Raw genomic sequence first — 22,222 nt, forward strand, 5'->3', positions numbered from 1 at the left:
AACCGGGATCATGAAACGCCCAGCGCCTTCACCATCGCCGCCGCCAGTGTCGGCGGCGTGGTCAGCGGAATCCGCAGCCGCACCTTGCCGGCGATCTCCAGCTCGATCACCGCTGGCGGCGCCGCCGGCACCGAAGCGGCGACAGGCTTATCGGGAACCACGACAACTTCGGCAGAGCCCGTCTCGCGGGCTCTCACCGTGCGGCGCCACTTATAGATCAGGCTGGTCGCGACATCGTACTGACGCGCCACCGCCGCCACCGTGGCTCCGGGCGCGAATGCCGCGGCCAGTATCCGGCACTGATCCTCTTCACTCCAACGACGCCGCCGCTCCGGCCCGGTCAATAATGTCACATGGCTCATGCTGTGCTGCTAACTACGGTCGTAAGGACGATCTTAAGAGCGCAGCCTCGCTACCGTGCCGTGCTCGCGCAAGGCGGCCTTCGCCGGAGGCGTACTTTTGTCTGAGCATGATCTTTTCCGAAAACCGGATTCCACTTTTCGGGATCATGCTTTTTGCCTGAGCATAATCTTTTCCGAAAACCGGATTCCACTTTTCGGGATCATGCTTTTTGTCTGAGCATAATCTTTTTTCCGAAAACCGGATTCCACTTTTCGGGATCATGCTCTAAGCGCTGGACAGGCCGGATTCCCGTGCTATAACCCACGCGCTTTCAAGGGGTGCCGACGGCGCTTTCATGAACCCGGTGTGCAGATTGCCGCCCACTGGGGCAGGCCCAGATAGCTCAGTTGGTAGAGCAGCGGACTGAAAATCCGCGTGTCGGTGGTTCGAATCCGCCTCTGGGCACCATCCACCTCGGTCCATTCTGGACACATAGGTTACGGTTTATACCAGAGACATAGGTAACCCTTTGGCCCGAAAGGGTTTTTGGGGTGGTTCGAGCCTACATGTCTCATCGTCGAAATAGCCCAGATCATGTCCACGAAGCTGACCAGCCAGATATGGTCCTCGCCCTGTTTGGTGCCCGACGGTCTGGCCGGCGAAGACCTGGCTGAGGTTGATCTTTTTGTCCAAAAACCTCATCCGACTTTGAGCGGCCATCCAGAAGGCCCGCTGCTGCACTCAGCTCCACCGACTGGGAAACCTTTGCCGAAGTTGACTGTTGTAGCTCCAAGACAGAGGAGAAGGTTGAATGGCTTCCGTCCGATACATCGTTGCGGACGTCGATGAGGCGGCCGCATTCTATCGAGACTATCTCGATTTCAAGATCGAAATGCACAATCCGGGCAAGTTTGCCGCGCTGCTGCGTGACGACTTGACGCTGTATCTCAGCGCCCCAGGTGCGGGGAGCGGTGGTCAGGCGGGCGGCGATCCGAAGCCGGGCGGGTGGAACCGATTTATGATCGTTACGAAGGGATTCGATGTGCTCATTGAGCGGTTGCGCCGGGCTGATGCAAGATTCCGCGGCGACATCAGCGACGGCGGTGCCGGTCGCGCCATCTTGCTCGAAGATCCATCGGGCAACGTGATCGAGCTATTCGAGTTCAAGAAGGACTGAGCTTGAACAAATAGCTGGTGGTTGAGGGAATACGAATTCCCGCGATCAATGTGGATTGCCGCGCGTTTGCGAGTTGTTACGCCATAGTTCGACTCAGAACCACGCAGAGGAGCGCGAGCCCAAGCACGACCGTTGTCACCAGGTTGACCCTTTCGGCTTTGGCGATTGCTGTCGCCACGTCGCTGCCCTGGTCTCCTGTTGCAGAGCCCCGGATGTTCCCGACCAGGTGGACCCACTTCCTCTCGGCGATCCGATTGGCCGATGCACCGAGAAACAGCGCCAGTATTGCCAAGCCTACGCTCAGCGTTGTCCACACGCCGCGGGCACCGGCCACGTACATCCACACGCCGGTCGCAACCGTCAGAAAGGCCAAGACAGCATAGAAGGGGCCGGTGCCGTAGCGCCGCGCGAGCGTCTGCAGGAATCCGACGCCGGACGGCCCCGCTTGAACGACGGCGGGGCCTATGACCACCACATAAAACACGGCTGCGCCGAACCAAGTCCCGAGCAAGGCAACAAAGATCGGAATCAGTGGGTTGGTCGGTTCCATGATGATATCTCCTTTGTCTCACCCCAGGCCGTTGAAAGGGGAGTTGTCACATCGGATGGGCCTCGTCCGTCATCACTGTGACGGACAGCGATGGGAAAATGTGACAGATGGAACCGGATCAATGGCTGGCAAAGCGCTTCGAAGCTGACCGCACGCGTCTGCGGAAGGTTGCATACCGCCTGCTTGGTTCATCGACAGAGGCCGACGATGCAGTGCAAGAAGCGTGGCTGCGCCTCAGCCGCTCAGATGCCCGGAGCGTCGACAATCTTACCGCTTGGCTCACTACTGTCGTTGCGCGCGTCTGCCTCGACATGCTGCGGGCGCGCAAATCACGCGCGGAGACTCTGCAGGCGCTCTCCGCGTGGGGCGCGGATTCGGGAGACGCCGCGGACCTCGACAAGGAATTAGCGATTGCCGATTCGGTCGGCCTTGCGTTGAGTGTCGTACTCGAAAAGCTTGCTCCTGCCGAACGTGTCGCCTTCGTGCTGCACGACGTCTTTGATGTGCCCTTCGAAGAGATTGCCCCTACCGTCGGCCGCACCCCGGTCATGGCGCGGCAACTGGCAAGCCGAGCTCGTCGTCGCATACGGGGTCAGCCCACTGTTTCCGCTGCTGAATTGAACGGGCGGCGGCGGCTTGTGGATGAGTTTCTTAACGCAGTTCGTTCCGGCAACATTGATGCGATCGTGGCCCTCCTCGACCCGGACGTCGTTATCCGTGTTGATTCGCCTGCGGCTCCTGACGGAAGAGCGGTGGAAGCACATGGGTCCACAACAGTTGCGAGGGGGGCTCTTGCCTTCGCGGCACGTACGCAATTCGCGACGCCAATGCTTCTGAACGGGGCGCCAGGGATTGTTGTGGCGCCGACCGGACGTGCGCGATATGCACTGACGATAGACGCGGCAGGGGAGAAAATCCGAGCCATTGAAGTGATCGGCGATCCCGCTCGCCTGAGTCAGATCGATTTTGCCACGCTCAATTCACCAGATTAGCACAAGTCGCGACTTATGATTTGTCGCTACATCCAGCTGCCTGCCGTTGTCGATGGCGTGCGAGAATTATCTGGACCATGGCGCCAGCGACGCCGGTCAAATGTCGATGAAAACGTCTTCGGCATCTCGGATCCCGCTCTGGCCACAACCTACAGACCGAGGGCGCAGCCGTCCTTGCGCGGTTCAGAACCGCCCAGCAGGGTCCCGTTTGCCCAATCGATGCGAATGGCCTGCGCACCGCCGATCGGGTCTGTGGCAGGAATGATTTCGAAACCGCGTCGGCTAAGTTCAGCTAGGGTTTCGCCAGCGAGCCCGTGTTCGGCCTGGACCTTCATCGTGCCGGTGACGGGGGCGATCCGCGGCAGATCGATCGCCTCCTGCAGATCCATCCCGAAGTCGAGCACTTTCGTCAGCAGGTGCGCATGGCCCATTGCCTGGTAGTAGCCACCCATGACGCCGAAAGGCATTTCTGCCCGGCCGCCTCTCGCAAGCATCCCGGGTATGATGGTATGCAAAGGTCGCTTGTTCGGCGCCACTGCATTAGGGTGCCTGGGGTCAAGCGAAAAGCTTTGCCCGCGATTGTGCAAGACGACACCGGAGCGTGGCGAGACCAGGCCCGAGCCAAAGCTGTCGAAGACCGAGTTGATGAAACTGACCGCATTGCGATCCTTGTCCACAACCGAAATATAGACCGTGTCGCTGTGCAGCGGCATATCGAACGCTGGCAGATCCGCGCGGGCGCGCTTCAGGTCAATCATGCCGGCCAGACGATCGGCCCAGGCATTCGACAACATGTCGGCCACCGGGACCTCGGACGCATCAGGATCGGCGACGAGCAGGTCACGCGCGGCGTAAGCGAGGCGTGTTGCTTCAATTTCCAGGTGAAGCCGGTCCGCAGATTGCGGATCGCCGTGGGCTTCGAAGCGCGAGAGGATGTTTAGAATCAGCAGCGCGATCACACCCTGGCCATTCGGCGGACATTCGAACACATCGTAGCCTCGAAACGCCGCGCTGATCGGGGTCACGTACTCGCCTGTTGCCGCGGCGAAATCTTCGAGTGTGTGCAATCCGCCGAGTCCACGAAGATAGGCGACCATGTCTCCGGCCACAGGGCCAGTGTAGAAGGCCTCTCGTCCCTTCTTGGCGATCAGCCGCAGCGTTGCAGCCAACTCAGGCTGGCGATGCACTTCGCCAACGCCTGGCGCGCGGCCGTTTGGCAGGAAAATCCGTTTCGCGGCTACATCGGAGGCCAGAAGTTCTTCCTCCAACGCCCAGTCACGATGGACCCGCGGTGAAATGGCGTAGCCTTCCTCGGCGAAACGTATAGCGGGGGCCAGGATTTGATCAAACGGCATATGTCCATGATCAGCGTGCAATCTGGTCCATGCATCGATGGCTCCCGGGATGGTGACGGAGCCAGGAGAATTACGGGCCACCTCCGCCATGCCACGTTCGAGGAACCAGTCAATTGTCAGGGCGGCGGGTGTCCTGCCCGATCCGTTGTAGGCGATGACCTCGCCGGATCCGTTTCGCGACAGAAGAGCGAAGCAGTCGCCTCCAATGCCGGTCGAGGCTGGCTCGACGACACATTGCACCGCGCAGGCTGCGATGGCGGCATCCATGGCGTTGCCGCCGGCCGCCATGATCTCCACCGCCGTCAGGGTCGCCGACGGATGAGAGGTGGCGGCCATCGCCTCGCGTGAAACGACAACCGAGCGCGTTGGTTTCTCAAAATTTCGCATGCTATGCCCTTCTGGTCGTGCTCAAGAGGCGGCGTCGCTCATCGTCGAGGGGCGGTGCCGCAGATGCCGCGACATCCAGTATTCGAGTGCCGCCAAGGCACGGATGATCGCGAAGTTCAAAGTGAGATAAATGGCGCCCGCGCAGATGAAGACTTCAAAGGCGCGGTAGGTCTGGGAGATCAATCCCTGGGCAATTCCAGTCACCTCCATCAAGGTCACGATGGAAGCCAAAGACGTGCCCTTGACCATGAGGATGATTTCATTGCCGTAACTCGGCAGCGCCTGGCGAAAGGCCAGCGGCAGGATAACGTGCCGATAGGTCAAATGGGTGGACAGGCCGACAGACCGGGCCGCCTCGACAAGGCCGCGTGGCACCGATTGAATCGCGCCGCGGAGGATTTCGCTGCCATAGGCGGTGGTGTTGAGTGTCAGCGCGATGATTGCGCACCAGTAGGGTTCGCGGAAAACGGCCCATAATCCAATTGCCGACAGTTGGTGCCGGAACTGACCAAGGCCATAATAGGTCAGAAAAATCTGCACCAGCAGGGGCGTCCCCCTGAACACGGCAACGAAGCCACGGATCGGCAGGACGACGAAGGGCGATTCCGATTGCTGGGCTAGCGCCAATGTGACGGCAAGAACGAAGCCGGCAACGATGGAAGTCAGGGCCAGTTCCATCGTAAGCGGCAGGCCGGCGAGTAGTTTCGGCAGGATTTCGAGGAAAAACCTGAAATCTATCATGCCGACCGGACGCGCCACGGCGCCTTTCGTTCCAGACGGTAAAAGGCATTGCCCGTGACGGAAGCGATAGCCAGATAGAGCAAGGCTGCAGCAATGTAGAAGATGAACGGTTCACGGGTCGAACCTGCGGCGATCTGTGCCTGGCGCATCAGTTCAACGAGGCCGATTACCGATATCAGCGACGAGTCCTTCAGAACCAATTGCCACACATTGCCGAGGCCTGGCAGCGCGTATCTCAGGAGCTGCGGAAAAATAACCTGGCGCAGCCGCTGCAGCCGGTTGAGACCAAGCGCGCAAGCGGCATCGTGCTGTCCTTGGTCGATGGCGAGGTAGGCCCCTCGATAGACCTCGGCTTGATAGGCGCCCGAGATGATTGCGATAGCCAAGGTTCCAGTGGCAAAGGCCGGAACGCCGACGAATCCGGACCCTCCCAGGCTATGACCAAGCGAGGTCAGGGCGACACTACCTCCATAGTAAAGCAGATAAATGGTCAGAAGGCCGGGCACGCCCCTGAAAACCGTGCAATAGCCAAGGGCCAAGAATCTTAGCAGTTGGGAGTTGTGGAGACGCCCGGCCGCTGCCAGCCCGCCAAATACAGCGCCAAGCGCAAAGCCCAGCACAGACAGGAGCACTGTGACCGAGGCCGCCATGAGAAGAGCAGCCCCCCAACCTCCGTTCTGGAAACCAAGCAGCCGGAATGCGTCAACCATTGATACCCCCGGCAGGACGAACGGCTCAGCTCCGGAACGGGTCAGGAATGGCCGTTCGCCGGCAAGCGCCTACTTGACTGGAGTGACGTCGCTCTTGAGCCATTTAAGCGACAGGGTTTTGATCGTGCCGTCGGCGGTCGCGGCGTCGATGGCGCCGTTGAGCATGTCTTTCAGCTTGCTGTCCTCTTTGCGGATACCGGCCCCGGAGCCAAGACCGAAGAGACCCCCGACAAATCCTGGTCCTGCAAGCGTATAGTCGCTGAACTCCGGTTTGCTCAGCGTGGCAGCCAGCGCTGTCTGCTGTGCGAAGAGCGCGTCGATGCGACCCGCGGCGAGATCAAGATCGTGTTGCTCGGTGGTCTTGTATTCGCGAATCTCGGCGACGTCCGAGAAGTATTTTTTCACAAATTCCAGGTTTGCCGTCGCAGCCTGAACTCCAATGATCTTTCCCTTCAGCAATGGCTTGAGCCTGTCGATTGCCGCCTGCGCAGAGGCTTCATTGTCCAGCTTGAAGCGCTCGTTGGAAATGCCGAGCTTGCCCAGTTCGCTATCCTTGGCGACCGCGAAACCTGAGGGATCCACCGCATATGGCTGGGTAAAATCGATGACCTTCAGACGTTTTTCAGTGATGAACATGCTCGCCATGATCACGTCGAACTTGCCGACGGTCAGCGCGGGGATCATGCCGTCCCAGTCCTGTGCGACGATCTTGCACTCGATCTTCATTCGCCCGCACAGATCATTGGCGAGATCGACCTCGAAGCCGTCCAGTTTGCCGTCGGCCGTTGTGAAGTTCCAAGGCGCGTAGGCTCCTTCGGTGGCAATGGTAATTGCCTTTGGCGTTTCTTGTGCGACAGCGGCCTGGACCAGGCCGAACAGGACCGACGCAATGGCTGCGATGCGGCTAATTTTCATGTCAATCTCCTCTTTTGCCGGTATGGCAGTTCCCTTTCGTCGTGCCGGATTGTCTTCCGGCTTCAACGATTTAGATGGTATTCCTAGCGGCGGCCGGGACTTGCAAAGCTAGCCAGAAGCGGCGCTGTCTCGACGATATGATCCCGCATGACGATCTCTGCCTTGCCGGCATCACCTGATCGCAACACCTCGATCAGGATCTCGTGCTCGGCGCGCGCGCTGGCGGGTTTGTCGACATAGTCGAACCAGATGCGCAGGTAGGGCTCGATCACGACGTGCAGGCTGGCAATCTGCCGGACCAGCTTGGGTCTGTTGCTCAATTGGCAAATCTGCAGATGGAAGGCCTGATGGCGCACGACCCAGTCGCTGCTGCCGGTCTGGCTGGCGCGCTCCATCCGGTCGAGCTGGCGTTCCAGTTCTTCAAGCACTTCGACATCGATGTGTGGCATGGCAAGCCTCACCGCCAGCCCTTCGAGCACCGAGCGTATTTCAAAGGTTTCGTAGATCTCATCGAGGGTAAGCCCGGCGACGATGCAGCCACGGTTCGGGCGAATGACCACAAGACCTTCCGCGGCCAGTTGGCGGAATGCTTCGCGAACCGGCATGCGGCTCATGCCGATTTCCGTCGCGATCTCTTCCGGGATCAGCCGGTCCCCGGCCCGGTAACGCCCCATCCTCAGGGCCCGCTGAATGTGGCGATAAGCCTCCTCCTCGGCGGTCGTGATACCCAACGGCTCGATTGCGTCTGCTGCCACGTCCTTGGTCCGCTCAAAGCGTATCTGTGTATCCACTTATCCAGTTGTCGAGACCTGTGTCAAGCACCGAAGCTTGCGCGCGTTAGAATTTCTGTTGTGAGAATAAGCACTTGATCGGGGAAATCGGGCAAGCGCACCGTGGTGAGCTAAGCCGCTGATCGGCCGCTTTTCGACGCCCGCGCGTCGGAAACCTTCAACGCCACCGAACTTTACAAAAAGGCCCGCCGCTCCATTTGCGAAGCGGCGAGGCCCCATATTCGGGGACGATCGCCGGAGTGTTCCCCGGCATTGCTTCCAGTGCAATTCAGGTGCCAGAATTGTTGACCCAAAACGGGTCACCGCACCGGAGGCGCGAGCGCGGACATTCCGCGATCACGCTACTGCCGCGCATTGCCATTCCTGCTACGTTATTTTGCGGCGGACCTGATTTTTCCGCCTGGCCGGCGCTCGATCAGGCAACTTACCCCAACGCGCCCCCCAGTGGCGCCGGCCATTTTCACAACCTTGGAGCGCGGGTGGGCCGGCGCCGTTAGGCTCTCAGCACCTATGGCAATCCGCCAGCGAGCCGCTTTGTCCAGCCTGCAACCATCAGTCCGCACGCAATTTCCCACGCAGTCGGCGATCCAGTCGAACAGATCCGGGTCGCGCCCTATCAGTTGCACGGCCTGAAGCCCCTCGATCGCTGCGCCCGTGATAACGAGCAGTACGATCAGCCTCGCCTTGCGTTCCGGCCAGCCGAGACTTCCGAGAGCCGCCAGGACGACGAAGGCGGCGGCGTGATTGAGCTTGTCGTGATCAAACGTGAAAGCCAGGCCAAGACCCAGCAGGAGCTGCTCCGGCAAAAGGGCGAACAGCAGAACGCCGGCAAACGCGGCCGGAAAGGCAATCCTTGCCACGATCTGATAGGAATCCAGGCGCAACAAGGATAAAATGGCCTTTCGTCCGAAATCTGCGGGGGAACACCACCGGCCAGAGCGAGCGCGGCGTCCAATTTCCGCCGTCCGGGCGTCCGGTGCATCGTCAGAATGAATGAATGCCTCGGGTCAGCCGCCGCACAGGCCGGGCTCGTGGCGAGTGCAATAGGCCAGCGGTAGCTTCCGCGATCACGCAATTCCCTGCCGCGCTGACCCGGCTACTATCTGGCTGCGGCGGACCTGACTTCCGCTTGGCCGGCGCTGCGTCGGGGCACCTTACCCATGCCACACGAATCGGCGCCGGCCAGAATTCCACCGATTGCGCAAAGGGGTTAAAAGCCCGCCGCCCTGTCGGACGACGGGCTCCGTTGCCTGGGCGCCAGGGCGCCGCGGTAGCGACCGATGGTACGAATGCTCCCGCAGGTCTCCAATATGCTGCTGCCGAACGGCGTTGCGCATCGGCTAAACAAACGAAGCCCGCGCCTCTGGCGGAGGGCGCGGGCCGACCGGGTTTGCACCCGATCTGCAGCAGAAACCCGGGAGGTTCCCGCTGCTTAGGATAACAATTAGAGACTACTAATGTTCCGGTCTAGGGAAGATGCGGCTGCGCCAGAAACCTCATGGTCGGCGCGATGACGATCGAGGCGTCAGTTCGTGCGCAAGTCCATCTGGAAAATACGCTCGTCGAAATGCCGCGTTTCGACGGCAAAGGTCAAAGCCGCTTCAAGGATCAGGCCGCCACGGTCGTCCCGGACCTTGACTGCAATCCTGCGGTGAGGAAGGCCATCCCTGGCCATCTCGGCCAATGTGCGAAGGGCTTCTTTCCTGACCAGCGGGAAATCGTCATATAACGTTCCCTGATCGTCGGAATAGACGATTCCGTCTTCATCGGAATCAAAGAAGCAGTGGGGCATTGCGCTTGGCCGAAGCTCGGCATCCGGGAACGTTGTCGGCAGATCGCCGCGATCTCGGCCAATCGCGATCAGTGCCTCTCCACCGTTGGCTTCGCCACCATCTCACTTGCGCTCGCGCAATGCCTTCACCGCCTGCGAGAGGATCATCCGGTCGCCGCCGGTCCTTTTGATCAGCTTGCTCACCTGGCTGGGCGAAACACCATTTTCCCGCGCGAAATATTCGACCTCGTAATACTCATCCACCGAAACACGCTTGCGGTCGCTGAAGTCTCGCTTGCTCTTGTCGTCGGCCATTTCTGTTCTCCTCGCCCCTTCTCTTCGCTTCAGGGGGTCAGCTTTGATGCACGCAGCAATTTGAGGGTTCGCTCGCCACAAGGTGACGGGCGAACCTATCGGCGCAGGAAGGGACAGGCTGCGCAGCTGCCGGGTTGGATCGGAATGGAAACAGCCAAGATCCGTGCGAGCAACCGTCGACTTTTCCATGGAATCCTCCCGGAACGTGCAGCCAGCAACGGCTACGCGCCGCCACGGTTCCGGGTCACGCGGCAAACCCACCCTTTGCGCGCAAGGATCAGACTTAGGTCCTGCGGCAACACGTCGGTTGGTCCCTGCCGGGCGGGACCGAAGCCCCGTCGACGGAACGTTTTCAGCTGCCTTACGTTCGAGTGAGCCTTGGCGCGAAGAGCGGACCGAGTTCGCAAAGGAGACGACCATGAGAATGCATTTATCCACCGCAGTGGCGGGATTTCTGCTACTGGCAGGCGTCGGAGCCGTTGCGGCGCAAGACGTCGTCATCGAGCCGGAGCAGGAAACGGTCATCAAGGAGTATGTGAAGAAGCAGCCGCTGGCCTCGGTGAAAATCCCTGGGGTGGAGCTCAATATCGGCTCAACGCTTCCCGATACCGTCGAGCTTCATGAGGTCCCCAACGTCAAATACCGCTATGTCGTCATCGACAACCGCACCGTCGTCGTCGACCCCGGCACGCGCAAGATCGTCAAGATCGTCGAGTGACGTGAAAACTCGGGCAGCCGTCACCCGCCGCTCATAATGAGCGGCGGGTGACGTTTGCGTTAGGCGGCTCCGCGGCGTCGTCGCTCGGCAGGAACCCGCCGTACCGTGGACGGCCGGGGGGCCTCACAGGCAGTTTCAATGCGAACAATCAGCAGACTTTTCGATTCCCATGACCAGGCAGCGCGTGCCGTCGAAACGCTTCAGGCAGCAGGAATTGCGCGCCACCAGATCAGCGTCATCGGACCCTACGATGATGAAATCGGCGTCGTCTTGCGCGGTCCAGGCAGCGGTTCCGCCCTTGGCGCAGCGGCGGGTTTGTTGGCCGGCCTCGGCGCCTTTGATATCCCAGGCATCGATCCCGTCGGCGCGGGATGGCTGGCATCGGCCCTCGTCGGCGCAGCCTTGGGCTGCGTTGCCGGCAGGCTTTTCGACACATCGTCCGCTAGCGGCAAGCAGCCAGGCCGGCGGGATGCCGAACAGGGTGTGATCCTGGTGCTGGCGCATGTCGATGAAAGACAGGCCGACGCCGCACAGGCGGTGCTTGGAGCTTCCGTTCAGGCGATGCAGTCTTTGGCCAGGGCGGCCTGAAGATTCAACTCCTGCAAAGCGCTTGACCAGACCGCACAGCGGGGCGATCAAGGCACGCACCCAAAAATCTCTGGCAAGCCGCCGCGAGAAAGTGTTGAACACCGTGCCAATCACATTCGGCGAGCGGTTGCGCTCGGCGAGGCTTGATGATTTGCTGTCGGTTTGCGGAGAACGAATGATGCATGAGCCTGTCGGTCAAGACGAATATGGGTCGACCAGCCCGTTCGATCCGGACGATCTGTCGAGATTGAACGCAATCGGCCCGAGCGCCGGCAGCAACGATTTCGAAAAATACGCCGTCGCCGTGATCATCGTGTTCGGCGCCCTGATCATCGGCGGCCTGATGGCTGCGGGCTTGAGCTTCGGGCGCCGCAGCACCTTCTTTTTCGCGCTTGGCGGCGCCACCGCGGCATGGATCTCCGGCAATGCGCTTTTGCTCGACCGGCCGCGCATCTATGCGCTGTTCGTCGGCATCGCGGCGCTGATGCTGATTGCGTCGACGATCGCGCTGGTCACCTGAAGCAAGGCGAAATCGTCCTATTGACCATGATTTATCCGAAATCGGTTTCCACTTTTTGCTGCGCTGACCTTGGGTTCGGGATCATCGTCTAATACCCGATGGCCTCGCCGGCTGCGGCGCGGCTGTCGATGGCGCCATTGTAGCGGGCGCCGCCACCTTTCTCGATTTCCGCCAGGCTCTTGCCGCCGACCAGGATGCCGGCCGCCTGGCCCCAGGTCGTGTCGGCAAGATCGAGGCGGTAGCCCATGCCGGTTAGCAGCTTTTCAGTATCCGGCGACAGGCCGAAGGGTTCGATATAAACCGTGTCGGGCAGCCATTGGTGGTGGATGCGCGGCGCGTCGATCGCCTCCTGGATGTTCATGCCGTGATCGATGACGTTGACGATCGACTCCAGCGTAATGGTGATGATGCGTGAACCGCCGGGGCTGCCGATGACCATGAACGGCTTGCCGTCTTTGGCGAGGATGGTCGGGCTCATCGACGACAGTGGCGTCTTTTTCGGCGCGATCGCATTCGCCTCGCCCTGGACCAGGCCATAGAGATTGGGTACGCCGGGTTTCTGGGTGAAGTCGTCCATCTCGTTGTTGAGCAGGAAGCCGGTGCCGTCGGCGACGACGCCGGCGCCGAAAGAGCCGTTCAGCGTGTAGGTCACCGCGACGGCGTTGCCGTCATTGTCGATGATCGAATAATGCGTCGTCTCGCTGCTCTCGCCAAAGCCCTTCGGCATCAGTTCCTGCGACACCCCGGCCCGGAACGGATCGATCTTTTCGCGGATTTCCCTGGCGTAATTCTTGTCGAGCAGTTTTGCGACCGGATTGTCCACGAAGCCGGGATCGCCGAGCGCCGAATTGCGGTCGACATAGGCGTGGCGCATCGCCTCGACCATGACGTGAACCGTCTCGGCCGAACCGGCGCCTAGATAGGACAGCGGGTAGAACTCAAGCATGTTGAGGATCTCGCAGATGATGACGCCACCGGAGCTTGGCGGCGGCGAGGAAATGATCTCGTAGCCGCGATAATTGCAGGTCACCGGTTTGAGCTCGCGCACGGCATAATTTTCGAAATCCGCCTTGGCCAGAATGCCGCCCTTCTCGCCGCTCGCCTTGACGATGGCGTCGGCGATCGCACCTTTATAGAAGGCATCCACGCCGCGTTCCGAAATCGCGGCAAGCGAGGCCGCGAGATCGGTTTGGATGAGGCGCTCGCCGACGGCATAGGGCTTGCCGTCCGGCTTGAGGAAAATGGCGGCCGCCGCTGGGTCCCTGGCCAGCCGCTCGGCGCCGCCTAGGAGGGAGGCCACATCGCCCTGCTCCAGCACGAAACCGTCCGTGGCATAGCGGATGGCTGGCGCCAGCAAATCCTGCCGCGTCAGCGTACCGTATTTCTCCCGCGCCATCTCGAAGCCGGCCACCGAACCGGGCACGCCGACCGCCAGATAGCCGTCGAGACTGGCGCCCTTTACCGGCTTGCCGTCCTTGTCGAGATACATGGTTTTGGTCGCGGCGAGCGGCGCGCGCTCGCGGAAATCGAGGAAGGTCGAACGGCCGTCCTTGAAGCGGATGGTCATGAAGCCGCCGCCGCCGATGTTGCCGGCGGTCGGGTAGACGACAGCCAGAGCGTAGCCGACAGCGACCGCTGCATCGACCGCGTTGCCGCCCTTCTTCAGCACCTCGACGCCGACTTCCGACGCCAGATGCTGGGCGGTCACCACCATGCCGTGCTCGCCCTTCGCCGGCTGCGGCGAGGCGGCAAAGGCGAGGAACGGCACGAAGGTCAGGGTGAGGGAAAGGGTGACGGCGATTACGGTTTGGCGGATGTTGTGCATGGCCGTTCTCCGAGGCGTGGGTAGGCCTAGGAAACGCGCTTGGAGAGGTTGAGTCTACTGACATTAATGGGAAGATACGGCGAGGCTTGCACCTTCTATCGACACCTGGGGTTCCTCGCCCCCATTCATGGACCCATGCATGGCGGAGGGGAACCCAAGCTGAAATGAAGCCACGATCCAACGCTGACAAGCAATTTTGTTCTTGCTTTGTGCCGGCAGCTATGCTACTAATCCAACTATGGTGCTGAATCGCACCGCGACCCGCCTCAGGCGGGTTTTTCTTCGACCCGTTCCTTCAAACAATCCCGCCGCCTACGCTCGCCACCGCGGGCCGTTCCGCTGCAACCTTCGCCCGGTAGCCGGCGGCGCGGTAGGCGGCGACCGGCTCGATGGCGCCGCCTGTCTTCAGCCGTGCCGTGGCAAGTATCGGCTCGACATCGGTGCGATAGGCTATCTTCAGCGTCTGCGTCGCCATCAGCGCGTCGTTGGTATCCTGGAAGCCTTCGAGCGCCCTGCGGTCGACCAGCAGCGCCTGCGCATAGGCGCGCTGCACTTCTATCGCCGACAGCATCAGGCTTTCGATCGGATCGGTGACGTTGTGGCTCTGGTCGAGCATGTGGGCCGGATCGAAGCCTTCGGCGCCTGAAAGCTCGGCATCGACCAGTTCGTTGAAGACCAGAAACAGGCGGTAGGGATCGATCGAGCCGGCGTCGAGGTCGTCGTCGCCATATTTCGAATCGTTGAAGTGGAAGCCTCCGAGTTTTTTGAACTGGATCAGCCGCGACACGATCATCTCGATATTGACGTTGGGGGCGTGATGGCCGAGGTCGACCAGGCAGAACGCCTTGTCGCCAAGCTCTTTGGCGATGATGTAGTTGGTGCCCCAATCCTGCACGACGGTCGAATAGAAGGCCGGCTCGTACATCTTGTGTTCGGTGAACAGCTTCCAGTCGTCCGGCAGCCCGGCATAGATATCCTTCATCGCGTCGAGATAGCGCTCGAATGCCTTGGCGAAGTTGACCTGGCCGGGAAAGTTCGAGCCGTCGCCGATCCACACCGTCAGCGCTTTCGAGCCCAGCGTCCTGCCGATCTCGATGCATTCGAGGTTGTGCTCGACCGCCTGCCGGCGTGTTGCTGCATCGGCATGTGACAGCGAGCCGAATTTATAGGAAAGCTTCTGGTCGCTGGCGTCGGAGAAGGTGTTGGAGTTGATGGCGTCGAAGCCGAGACCGAAGCGGGATGCCGCCTGCTTCAGCCGGTTCGGATCGGCCTTGTCCCAGGGAATATGCAGCGAGACGGTCGGCGTCGCCTGCGTCAATTGCCGGATGACGGCGCAGTCCTCGAGCTTGTCGAAAATGTCGCGCGGCTCGCCGGCGCCGGGAAAACGGGCAAAGCGGGTGCCGCCGGTGCCGACGCCCCAGGACGGGATCGCCACGGCGAATTTCTCGACCTTGTCTCTGACAGCGTCGATGGCGATGCCGCGGCGGTCGAGGCGCTCGCCGAGAGAGTCGTAATCGCGCTTGAGGTCGGCGTTGCGCGCGGCATTATGCTTGTCGACAAGGTCGACGGAGATGATGGTTTCGGACATGGTTCCTCCCAAATGCGTTCGGTTGGCGCTGCCCCTTACCCGCCTGCCGGCACCTTCTCCCCGGGGAGAAAGGTAAAGCTCCGGCCTCGGCGCCAACCCCTCAAAGACGGTCGCTTATCGCGTAAAACTCTGCGCGTTGCCGGCGTCGACGTTGATGATGTTGCCGGTCGATTTTGCCGACATATCGGAGGCGAAGAAATAGATCGCTTCGGCGATGTCCTCTGGGAATACCGAGCGCTTCAGCATCGAACGCGAGCGGTAATGCTCCTCGAGATCGTCGGTCGACATCTTGTAGGCGGCGGCGCGCTGTTCCTTCCACTCGCCGCTCCAGATCTTCGAGCCGCGCAGCACGGCGTCGGGATTGACGACATTGACCCTGATCTGTGCTTCCGCGCCTTCCAGCGCCAGGCAGCGTGCCAGATGGATCTCGGCGGCCTTGGCCGTGCAATAGGCGGCGGCGTTGGGCGATGCGGCAAGCCCGTTCTTGGAAGCGACGAAGACGACGTTACCGCCGATCTTCTGCGCCCGAAACAGCCGGAACGCTTCGCGCGAAACGAGGAAGTAGCCGGTCGACAAGATGTCCATGTTCTTATTCCACAGCGCCAGCGTGGTTTCCTCGATCGGCGCCGAGGAGGCCAGACCGGCATTCGACACGAGGATATCGATGCCGCCGAATTCGACAGCCGTCTCGGCAAAACCGGAGATCACCTGGTCCTCGGACGTGACGTTGATGACGACGGGCCGCACGAAATCCTTGCCATAGGCCTTGGCAAGCTCGTCATTGGCGCTGGCAAGGGCTGCTTCGTCGATGTCGGCCAGCACGACGCAGGCGCCTTCGCGCAGCAGCCGGTTGGCGGTGGCCCGGCCGATGCCGCCGGCGCCACCGGTGACCAGCGCAATCTGGCCGGCAAGGGCCTTTGGTTTCGGCAGGCGCTGCAGCTTTGCCTCTTCGAGCAGCCAGTATTCGATGTCGAAGGCTTCCTGGTCGGGCAGGCCGACATAGGCCGACACCGTCGAGGCGCCGCGCATGACGTTGATGGCGTTGACGTAGAATTCGCCCGAAATGCGCGCCGTCGCCTTGTCGCCGGCGAAGGTGAACATGCCGACGCCGGGCACCAGATAGACGACGGCGTTGGGATCGCGCACCGGCGGCGAATCCGGGTGCTTGCAGCGGTCATAATAAGCCTGATAGCCGACGCGATACTCCGCCACGTCATCGGCAAGACGGGCAATGACGGCATCGACGTCGGGATTTTGAGGGTCGAACTCGATGACCAGCGGCCGGATCTTGGTGCGCAGGAAATGGTCCGGGCAGGACGTGCCGAGTGCCGCCAGCGGCCGCAAATCCCTGGAATTGACGAATTCGAGCACGGCAGGGGAATCATCGAAATGGCCGAGCTTGTGGCTGTTCTCGGAGATCAGGCCGCGGATCCTCGGCATCAGTTTTGCGGCCACGGCGCGACGCGCCGGCGCATCGAGCGATTTGACGACTTCGCCGCCGAAGATCGGCTTGCCCTGGCTCTTGCGCTCGAACCAGTCGATTGCCTGGTTGATCACCGAGATCGTCGTCTCGTAGCATTCCTTCGGCGTGTCGCCCCAGCTGAACAGACCATGGCTGGCCAGCACGACGCCCTTGGCGTCGGGGTTCTCGAGGCAGAATTTCTCCAGCCACAGGCCGAGTTCGAAGCCCGGACGTTTCCATGGCAGCCAGCCGATCGTGTCGCCGAAGATCTCCTTGGTCAGCGCCTGCGAATCCTTGGCGGCGGCAATGGCGATGATGGCGTCGGGATGCATATGATCGACATAAGGCTTCGGCACGAAGGCATGCAGCGGCGTGTCGATCGAGGCCGCGCGCGGGTTGAGATTGAAGGTGCAATGAGGCAGATAGCCGACCATCTCGTCTTCATGTTCGAGGCCGCGATAGAGACCCTTCAGCGCCCGCAGTTTATCCATGTAGAGCGTGGCGAAGCCGTCGAGCTTGATCGAGGCGCTGTCGCCGCCCGAGCCCTTGACCCACAGCACTTCCACGCTTTCGCCGGTGAGCGGATCGTTTTGCCAGATCTTGGAGGAGGTGTTGCCGCCGCCATAATTGGTGACGCGCTTGTCGGAGCCAAGGACGTTCGAGCGATAGACCAGACGTTCCGGTTCGCTCATTGCTTGCGCTTTTGCGTCATCCCAAAGATTGGCGAGGCGCGTGCCGGAGCGCTTGTCGAGCATAGATATCCTCCCTTTGGGACACGCAAACGGCGCGGGTCCCTTTTATGCGAATTTCTACGCAAGCGGCCGTCTTGTCAATCACAAACGATCAACATCAATCATATTGCACTGCACAATGAAATTATCTGATCGGAAATGATTGACACTGCGCGCTTTGGGTGCCTAGATGCTCAAGCAGGGAGGAACCATGCACGAAAAAGAGCGCCACAGGATCATTCTGTCCGCCGTCCAGGAAAAACCTGTGGTGACGGTGCAGGAGATGGTCGACCTGACGGAGTCGTCGGAGGCGACGATCCGGCGCGACATCGCGGCATTGCATGTGCAAAAACGGCTGCGCCGCGTGCGCGGCGGGGCCGAGGCGCTTTCGCCGCCGCAGTTCATCGGCCTTGCCGGCCGGCCCTTTTCCGTCAACGAGACCATCAATGCTTCGCAGAAGCGGGCAATCGCGCGGGAAGCCGTGGATCTGTGCAAGGACGGCGAGCCGATCATCATCAATGGCGGCACCACCACCTTCCAGATGGTGCATTTCCTGACCGGCCGCCGCATGCCGATCTTCACCAATTCCTTCCCGATCGCCGAGCACTTGCTCAGGCACTCCAAGAACACGGTGATGCTGTCGGGCGGCACCATCTACCGCGAGCAGAACATCATCCTGTCGCCGTTCGACAATGACGTGACGCGGAATTTCTACGCGCGCCGCATGTTCATGGGCGCGCAAGGGCTAGGGCCGCTCGGTCTGATGGAAGGCGACCCGTTGCTGATCCAGGCCGAGCAGAAACTGATCGACCAGGCAGACGAGTTGGTGGTGCTGGTCGATTCCTCGAAGTTCCGCAAACGCTCGAGCCTGATCCTGTGCGGCCTGTCGCGCATCGCCACGGTGATCACCGACGACGGCATCGAGGATCGCGAAGCCAAGATGCTGGAGACCGCCGGCGTGACGCTGATCATCGCCCGCACAACGGCAAGCAATAAGGAAGAATCTTCGCTGCAGGCCTGAGAAAACTCACGCCCGCAGCGGCGATGGAATGCAACGCTCAAGGGAGGATATTCGATGAGCTTCTTTAGGAAATTGATGGTTACGGCGGCGTTCTCCGCCGCCATGTTCGTGAATGCCGCCTATGCCGAGAACGTCAAGATCGCGCTGGTGGTGAAGTCGCTCGGCAACGGCTTCTTCGACGCCGCCAACAAAGGCGCCGAAGAGGCGGCCAAGGAACTAGGCGATGTCGACATCATCTACACCGGCCCGACCAAGGCGACCGCCGAAGCGCAGATCGAAGTGGTCAATTCGCTGATCGCACAGAAGGTCAACGCCATCGCCATTTCGGCGAACGACGCCGACGCGCTGGTGCCGGTGCTCAAGAAGGCGATGGAGCGCGGCATCACCGTCATCTCGTGGGATTCGGGCGTCGCGCCGGAAGGACGCCAGCTTCACCTCAACCCCTCCGACACCAACCTGATCGGCGAGACCATCATCAAGCTTGCCGCCGACTACCTGCCTGAAGGCGGCGACGTCGCCATCCTGTCGGCTTCGTCGACGGCGACCAACCAGAATGCCTGGATCGACGCGGCCAAGAAGGTGCTGCCGGAGAAGTTCCCCAAGATCAAGCTCGTCGCCACCGTCTATGGCGACGACGACTCGGCCAAGAGCACGGATGAAGCCAAGGGTCTTTTGAAGTCCTATCCGAACCTCAAGGCGATCATCGCACCGACCACGGTCGGCGTCGTTGCCGCCGCGCAGGTGGTGACCGACGAAGGCCTGATCGGCAAAGTCAACGTCACCGGCCTGGCGCTGCCGTCGGAGTTCAAGAAGTTCATCGACAATGGCGCCAGCCAAGCGGTTGCGCTGTGGAACCCGATCGATCTCGGCTACTCCGCCGTCTACCTCGCCCACGACCTGGCGGTGAAGAAGGAAGAAGCCAAGCCCGGTGCTACGCTGTCGATCGGCCGCGTCGGCAAGGTCACGCTCGACGACACCAATTCGGCTGCCATGGCTCCGCCCTTCCAGTTCGATAAGTCGAACATCGAAAAGTTCTCCAAGATCTATTGATCCTGGAGCCTTCGAAACCGTGCGGCGGGGCTCAGGTCCCGCCGCGCTTTCAAACGAACCTTGTTTCAGGGCTTGATACGATTATGGACACGACAGCCCAACACGAAATGGCGAAGGAAACGTCTTTGTCTTCCGGACCGCGCCTGACGCTGTCCGGCATCTCGAAAAGCTTTCCCGGCGTGCGCGCGCTGCACGACGTCGGCCTGTCGCTCTATCCCGGCCAGGTAACCGCGCTGATCGGCGAAAACGGCGCCGGCAAGTCGACGCTGGTCAAAATAATGACCGGCATCTACCAGCCGGATGCTGGAACCATCAGCATCGACGGCCAGCCGGTCACACTGCCCAGCGCGCACGCCGCGTTCGGGCACGGCATCACCGCCATCCACCAGGAAACAGTGCTGTTCGACGATCTGACGGTGGCCGAAAACATCTTCCTCGGCCATGCGCCGCGCACGGGTTTCAAAACCATCGACTGGCGCACCATGCGCAAGAACGCCCGCGAGGTGCTCGACACGATGGGCGCCGGCCATATCGAAGCCGACGCCAGGCTGAAGGATCTCGGCATCGCCAACAAACACCTCGTGGCGGTTGCCCGCGCCATGTCGATCGACGCCCGGATCGTCATCATGGACGAGCCGACGGCAGCGCTTTCGATGAAGGAGATCGAAGAGCTTTTCCTGCTGATCGAATTCCTCAAGAGCGACGGCAAGGCGATCCTGTTCATCAGCCACAAATTCGATGAGATCTACCGCATCGCCGACCGCTATACCGTGTTCCGTGACGGCGAGATGGTCGGCGAAGGCCTGATCAAGGACGCCGGCCAGAGCCAGATCGTGCGCATGATGGTCGGCCGCTCGGTCGATCACATCTTTCCGCAGCGCAAGGCCGAGATCGGCGCGCCGGTGCTGGCCGTCTCCGGCCTGTCGCACCCGACCGAGTTCGACGACATAGGCTTCGAGCTGCACAGGGGCGAAATCCTTGGCTTCTACGGCCTTGTCGGCGCCGGGCGCAGCGAGGTGATGCAGGCGATATCGGGCATCACCCGCACCAGCCGCGGCACGATCACGCTGGAAGGCAAGGCGATCGCGCCGAAATCGGCGGCGGATTCGATCGATGCCGGCATCGTCTATGTGCCGGAGGAACGCGGCAAGCAAGGTGTGGTGATCGGCCTGCCGATCTTCCAGAATGTCTCGCTGCCTTCGCTCAAACGGACATCCAAATCCGGCATATTGCGGCTGGTCGAAGAGTTCGCGCTGGCCCGCTCCTACACGGAGCGGCTCGATCTGCGCGCCTCCTCGCTCAGCCAGGACGTCGGCACGCTGTCGGGCGGCAACCAGCAGAAGATCGTCATCGCCAAATGGCTGGCGACCGCGCCCAAGGTGATCATCCTGGACGAGCCGACGAAGGGCATCGACATCGGCTCCAAGGCGGCCGTGCACGGCTTCATGGCCGAGCTCGTCGCGCAAGGCCTGTCGGTGATCATGGTGTCGTCCGAACTGCCGGAAATCCTCGGCATGTCCGACCGCGTCGTCGTCATGCGCGAGGGCCGCATTGCCGCGGTCTACGACAATAAGGGGCTCGACCCCGAAACCTTGGTCAGGACGGCAGCGGGGATCGCGTCATGAAGCCTTTTCTCAGATATCGCGAGGTCTGGCTGCTGGCGGCAATCGTCGTGCTGATCGGGCTGATCTCAACGCGGTTTCCAGGTTTTGCCGATCCTGCCAATCTGCGCCAGGTGTTCAACGACACGTCGATCCTGATGATCCTGGCGCTCGGTCAGATGGTCGTCATCCTGACCCGCTCGATCGACCTGTCGATGGCTTCCAACCTCTGCTTCACCGGCATGGTGGTGGCGATGCTGAACGCCGCGCATCCGGCGATCCCGATCCCGCTGCTGATCGTCATCGCACTGCTGGTCGGCCTGGTGCTCGGCGCCATCAACGGCCTGCTGGTATGGCGGTTGAACATTCCCTCGATCGTGGTAACGCTCGGCACCCTCACCATCTACCGCGGCGCCACCTTCGTCATATCAGGCGGCGCCTGGGTCAACGCCGACCAGATGAGCGCTGAGTTCATCGGCCTGCAGCGCACGGCTTTCCTCGGCATTCCGGTTCTGTCCTGGATCGCCATACTGGTCATTGCATTGTTTTTCCTCGTGATGACGCGCACCGCGCTCGGCCGCTCGATCTATGCCATCGGCGTCAACCCGACCGCATCGGTCTATGCCGGCATCGATGTCGGCCGGACGAAATTCATCGTCTTCTGCATCTCGGGGATGATCGGCGGCCTCTGCGGCTATCTGTGGATCTCGCGCTACGTCATCGCCTCGGTCGAGGTCGCGAATGGTTATGAGCTCAATATCATCGCCGCCTGCGTCATCGGCGGCATTTCGATTGCCGGCGGCATCGGTTCGGTCGGCGGCGCGGTGCTCGGCGCGCTGTTCCTCGGCATCATCTCCAACGCGCTGCCGGTGATCAACATTTCACCCTTCTGGCAGATGGCGATTTCAGGCAGCGCCATCATCCTGGCCGTGGTGCTCAACGCACGCGGCGAACGCCGGCAAGGCCGCATCATTCTCAAAAAGGCGGAAGCGGCATGATGGACGCCTCGCTTCATTTCTCTGGGACGATTGGAATGTTGCCGTCCGCAACAGTCCCGTTTTCAAAGTGGACG

At 61.2% G+C, this 22,222-nt stretch carries 22 protein-coding genes and 1 tRNA gene; 10 read left to right on the forward strand and 13 right to left on the reverse strand.

Annotated features, from left to right (window positions below):
• Window positions 1-8: 8 nt before the first annotated feature.
• On the reverse strand, window positions 9-362 hold the full coding sequence (gene tnpA, locus NKH83_RS14390) for an IS66-like element accessory protein TnpA (protein WP_352805303.1): 354 nt from the start codon (window positions 360-362) through the stop codon (window positions 9-11).
• Between the two features lie 372 nt (window positions 363-734).
• Between tnpA and NKH83_RS14395 the strand changes: the two genes are divergently transcribed.
• Window positions 735-810 (forward strand) — tRNA-Phe (locus NKH83_RS14395).
• Window positions 811-1,153: 343 nt separating this feature from the next.
• The gene (locus tag NKH83_RS14400; RefSeq protein WP_352805305.1) at window positions 1,154-1,519 is read left to right on the forward strand and encodes a VOC family protein; all 366 of its coding nucleotides are present in this window, start codon (window positions 1,154-1,156) and stop codon (window positions 1,517-1,519) included.
• 76 nt (window positions 1,520-1,595) lie between these two features.
• Here NKH83_RS14400 and NKH83_RS14405 read toward each other — a convergent pair whose 3' ends face one another.
• Complete coding sequence (locus tag NKH83_RS14405; RefSeq protein WP_352805308.1) at window positions 1,596-2,069, reverse strand: hypothetical protein; 474 nt, start codon at window positions 2,067-2,069, stop codon at window positions 1,596-1,598.
• Between the two features lie 107 nt (window positions 2,070-2,176).
• Here NKH83_RS14405 and NKH83_RS14410 point away from each other — a divergent pair, with 107 nt between their 5' ends.
• Window positions 2,177-3,061, forward strand: coding sequence for a sigma-70 family RNA polymerase sigma factor (locus NKH83_RS14410; RefSeq protein WP_352805310.1), 885 nt, complete (start codon window positions 2,177-2,179; stop codon window positions 3,059-3,061).
• Between the two features lie 149 nt (window positions 3,062-3,210).
• Here NKH83_RS14410 and ggt (NKH83_RS14415) read toward each other — a convergent pair whose 3' ends face one another.
• The 8 genes from ggt (NKH83_RS14415) to NKH83_RS14450 all read right to left on the reverse strand — a co-directional run bounded on the left by ggt (NKH83_RS14415) (window position 3,211) and on the right by NKH83_RS14450 (window position 10,046).
• Window positions 3,211-4,803: a gamma-glutamyltransferase gene (gene ggt, locus NKH83_RS14415; RefSeq protein ID WP_352805313.1), complete on the reverse strand. Its 1,593-nt coding sequence runs from the start codon at window positions 4,801-4,803 to the stop codon at window positions 3,211-3,213.
• Window positions 4,804-4,824: 21 nt separating this feature from the next.
• On the reverse strand, window positions 4,825-5,544 hold the full coding sequence (locus NKH83_RS14420) for an ABC transporter permease (protein ID WP_352805584.1): 720 nt from the start codon (window positions 5,542-5,544) through the stop codon (window positions 4,825-4,827).
• Window positions 5,541-6,254, reverse strand: a complete 714-nt coding sequence (locus NKH83_RS14425; RefSeq protein WP_502895576.1) for an ABC transporter permease — start codon at window positions 6,252-6,254, stop codon at window positions 5,541-5,543. The genes NKH83_RS14420 and NKH83_RS14425 overlap by 4 nt, the downstream gene beginning before the upstream one ends.
• A 69-nt stretch (window positions 6,255-6,323) precedes the next feature.
• A complete protein-coding gene (locus NKH83_RS14430) occupies window positions 6,324-7,169 on the reverse strand; it encodes a transporter substrate-binding domain-containing protein (protein WP_352805586.1) in 846 nt (281 codons plus the stop codon).
• Window positions 7,170-7,252: 83 nt separating this feature from the next.
• Window positions 7,253-7,924 carry a GntR family transcriptional regulator gene (locus tag NKH83_RS14435; protein ID WP_352475893.1) on the reverse strand — a complete coding sequence of 224 codons (672 nt, stop codon included), beginning with the start codon at window positions 7,922-7,924 and terminating at the stop codon, window positions 7,253-7,255.
• Window positions 7,925-8,331: 407 nt separating this feature from the next.
• The gene (locus NKH83_RS14440; RefSeq protein WP_352805320.1) at window positions 8,332-8,820 is read right to left on the reverse strand and encodes a VanZ family protein; all 489 of its coding nucleotides are present in this window, start codon (window positions 8,818-8,820) and stop codon (window positions 8,332-8,334) included.
• A 665-nt stretch (window positions 8,821-9,485) separates the two neighbouring features.
• Entirely contained in the window at window positions 9,486-9,752 is a 267-nt protein-coding gene (locus tag NKH83_RS31640; protein ID WP_502895577.1) for a DUF6894 family protein, read from the reverse strand.
• A 102-nt stretch (window positions 9,753-9,854) separates the two neighbouring features.
• A complete protein-coding gene (locus NKH83_RS14450) occupies window positions 9,855-10,046 on the reverse strand; it encodes a DUF3606 domain-containing protein (RefSeq protein WP_254820019.1) in 192 nt (63 codons plus the stop codon).
• Between the two features lie 418 nt (window positions 10,047-10,464).
• Between NKH83_RS14450 and NKH83_RS14455 the strand changes: the two genes are divergently transcribed.
• From NKH83_RS14455 to NKH83_RS14465, 3 genes are all read left to right on the forward strand, one after another.
• Complete coding sequence (locus NKH83_RS14455; protein ID WP_352475896.1) at window positions 10,465-10,764, forward strand: DUF1236 domain-containing protein; 300 nt, start codon at window positions 10,465-10,467, stop codon at window positions 10,762-10,764.
• A 138-nt stretch (window positions 10,765-10,902) separates the two neighbouring features.
• Window positions 10,903-11,352, forward strand: coding sequence for a hypothetical protein (locus tag NKH83_RS14460; protein ID WP_352475897.1), 450 nt, complete (start codon window positions 10,903-10,905; stop codon window positions 11,350-11,352).
• Between the two features lie 175 nt (window positions 11,353-11,527).
• Complete coding sequence (locus tag NKH83_RS14465) at window positions 11,528-11,872, forward strand: hypothetical protein (RefSeq protein WP_254820014.1); 345 nt, start codon at window positions 11,528-11,530, stop codon at window positions 11,870-11,872.
• 88 nt (window positions 11,873-11,960) lie between these two features.
• Here NKH83_RS14465 and ggt (NKH83_RS14470) read toward each other — a convergent pair whose 3' ends face one another.
• The 3 genes from ggt (NKH83_RS14470) to NKH83_RS14480 form a co-directional block, all read right to left on the reverse strand.
• Window positions 11,961-13,697 carry a gamma-glutamyltransferase gene (gene ggt, locus NKH83_RS14470; RefSeq protein WP_352805327.1) on the reverse strand — a complete coding sequence of 579 codons (1,737 nt, stop codon included), beginning with the start codon at window positions 13,695-13,697 and terminating at the stop codon, window positions 11,961-11,963.
• Between the two features lie 295 nt (window positions 13,698-13,992).
• Window positions 13,993-15,285, reverse strand: a complete 1,293-nt coding sequence (gene rhaI / locus NKH83_RS14475) for an L-rhamnose catabolism isomerase (protein ID WP_352805329.1) — start codon at window positions 15,283-15,285, stop codon at window positions 13,993-13,995.
• Between the two features lie 114 nt (window positions 15,286-15,399).
• Entirely contained in the window at window positions 15,400-17,502 is a 2,103-nt protein-coding gene (locus NKH83_RS14480) for a bifunctional rhamnulose-1-phosphate aldolase/short-chain dehydrogenase (RefSeq protein WP_352805332.1), read from the reverse strand.
• 187 nt (window positions 17,503-17,689) lie between these two features.
• Between NKH83_RS14480 and NKH83_RS14485 the strand changes: the two genes are divergently transcribed.
• The 4 genes from NKH83_RS14485 (at window position 17,690) to NKH83_RS14500 (ending at window position 22,148) form a co-directional block, all read left to right on the forward strand.
• Window positions 17,690-18,499, forward strand: a complete 810-nt coding sequence (locus NKH83_RS14485; RefSeq protein ID WP_352805334.1) for a DeoR/GlpR family DNA-binding transcription regulator — start codon at window positions 17,690-17,692, stop codon at window positions 18,497-18,499.
• A 54-nt stretch (window positions 18,500-18,553) separates the two neighbouring features.
• Entirely contained in the window at window positions 18,554-19,549 is a 996-nt protein-coding gene (gene rhaS, locus NKH83_RS14490) for a rhamnose ABC transporter substrate-binding protein (RefSeq protein ID WP_254820009.1), read from the forward strand.
• Between the two features lie 83 nt (window positions 19,550-19,632).
• Entirely contained in the window at window positions 19,633-21,174 is a 1,542-nt protein-coding gene (locus NKH83_RS14495) for a sugar ABC transporter ATP-binding protein (protein ID WP_352805337.1), read from the forward strand.
• The gene (locus tag NKH83_RS14500; protein WP_352475904.1) at window positions 21,171-22,148 is read left to right on the forward strand and encodes an ABC transporter permease; all 978 of its coding nucleotides are present in this window, start codon (window positions 21,171-21,173) and stop codon (window positions 22,146-22,148) included. The genes NKH83_RS14495 and NKH83_RS14500 overlap by 4 nt, the downstream gene beginning before the upstream one ends.
• Window positions 22,149-22,222: the final 74 nt, after the last annotated feature.

Origin of the sequence: Mesorhizobium sp. M0909 (genome assembly GCF_040319515.1) — a bacterium.
Taxonomy (GTDB): Bacteria; Pseudomonadota; Alphaproteobacteria; order Rhizobiales; family Rhizobiaceae; genus Mesorhizobium.

Bases quoted from the DNA above. Each gene is read 5' to 3' on its own strand.
- tnpA (WP_352805303.1), bottom strand. From the start codon at position 362: ATGAGCCATGTGACATTATTGACCGGGCCGGAGCGGCGGCGTCGTTGG.
- NKH83_RS14400 (WP_352805305.1), top strand. From the start codon at position 1,154: ATGGCTTCCGTCCGATACATCGTTGCGGACGTCGATGAGGCGGCCGCA.
- NKH83_RS14405 (WP_352805308.1), bottom strand. From the start codon at position 2,069: ATGGAACCGACCAACCCACTGATTCCGATCTTTGTTGCCTTGCTCGGG.
- NKH83_RS14410 (WP_352805310.1), top strand. From the start codon at position 2,177: ATGGAACCGGATCAATGGCTGGCAAAGCGCTTCGAAGCTGACCGCACG.
- ggt (WP_352805313.1), bottom strand. From the start codon at position 4,803: ATGCGAAATTTTGAGAAACCAACGCGCTCGGTTGTCGTTTCACGCGAG.
- NKH83_RS14420 (WP_352805584.1), bottom strand. From the start codon at position 5,544: ATGATAGATTTCAGGTTTTTCCTCGAAATCCTGCCGAAACTACTCGCC.
- NKH83_RS14425 (WP_502895576.1), bottom strand. From the start codon at position 6,254: ATGGTTGACGCATTCCGGCTGCTTGGTTTCCAGAACGGAGGTTGGGGG.
- NKH83_RS14430 (WP_352805586.1), bottom strand. From the start codon at position 7,169: ATGAAAATTAGCCGCATCGCAGCCATTGCGTCGGTCCTGTTCGGCCTG.
- NKH83_RS31640 (WP_502895577.1), bottom strand. From the start codon at position 9,752: ATGCCCCACTGCTTCTTTGATTCCGATGAAGACGGAATCGTCTATTCC.
- NKH83_RS14450 (WP_254820019.1), bottom strand. From the start codon at position 10,046: ATGGCCGACGACAAGAGCAAGCGAGACTTCAGCGACCGCAAGCGTGTT.
- NKH83_RS14455 (WP_352475896.1), top strand. From the start codon at position 10,465: ATGAGAATGCATTTATCCACCGCAGTGGCGGGATTTCTGCTACTGGCA.
- NKH83_RS14460 (WP_352475897.1), top strand. From the start codon at position 10,903: ATGCGAACAATCAGCAGACTTTTCGATTCCCATGACCAGGCAGCGCGT.
- NKH83_RS14465 (WP_254820014.1), top strand. From the start codon at position 11,528: ATGATGCATGAGCCTGTCGGTCAAGACGAATATGGGTCGACCAGCCCG.
- ggt (WP_352805327.1), bottom strand. From the start codon at position 13,697: ATGCACAACATCCGCCAAACCGTAATCGCCGTCACCCTTTCCCTCACC.
- rhaI (WP_352805329.1), bottom strand. From the start codon at position 15,285: ATGTCCGAAACCATCATCTCCGTCGACCTTGTCGACAAGCATAATGCC.
- NKH83_RS14480 (WP_352805332.1), bottom strand. From the start codon at position 17,502: ATGCTCGACAAGCGCTCCGGCACGCGCCTCGCCAATCTTTGGGATGAC.
- NKH83_RS14485 (WP_352805334.1), top strand. From the start codon at position 17,690: ATGCACGAAAAAGAGCGCCACAGGATCATTCTGTCCGCCGTCCAGGAA.
- rhaS (WP_254820009.1), top strand. From the start codon at position 18,554: ATGAGCTTCTTTAGGAAATTGATGGTTACGGCGGCGTTCTCCGCCGCC.
- NKH83_RS14495 (WP_352805337.1), top strand. From the start codon at position 19,633: ATGGACACGACAGCCCAACACGAAATGGCGAAGGAAACGTCTTTGTCT.
- NKH83_RS14500 (WP_352475904.1), top strand. From the start codon at position 21,171: ATGAAGCCTTTTCTCAGATATCGCGAGGTCTGGCTGCTGGCGGCAATC.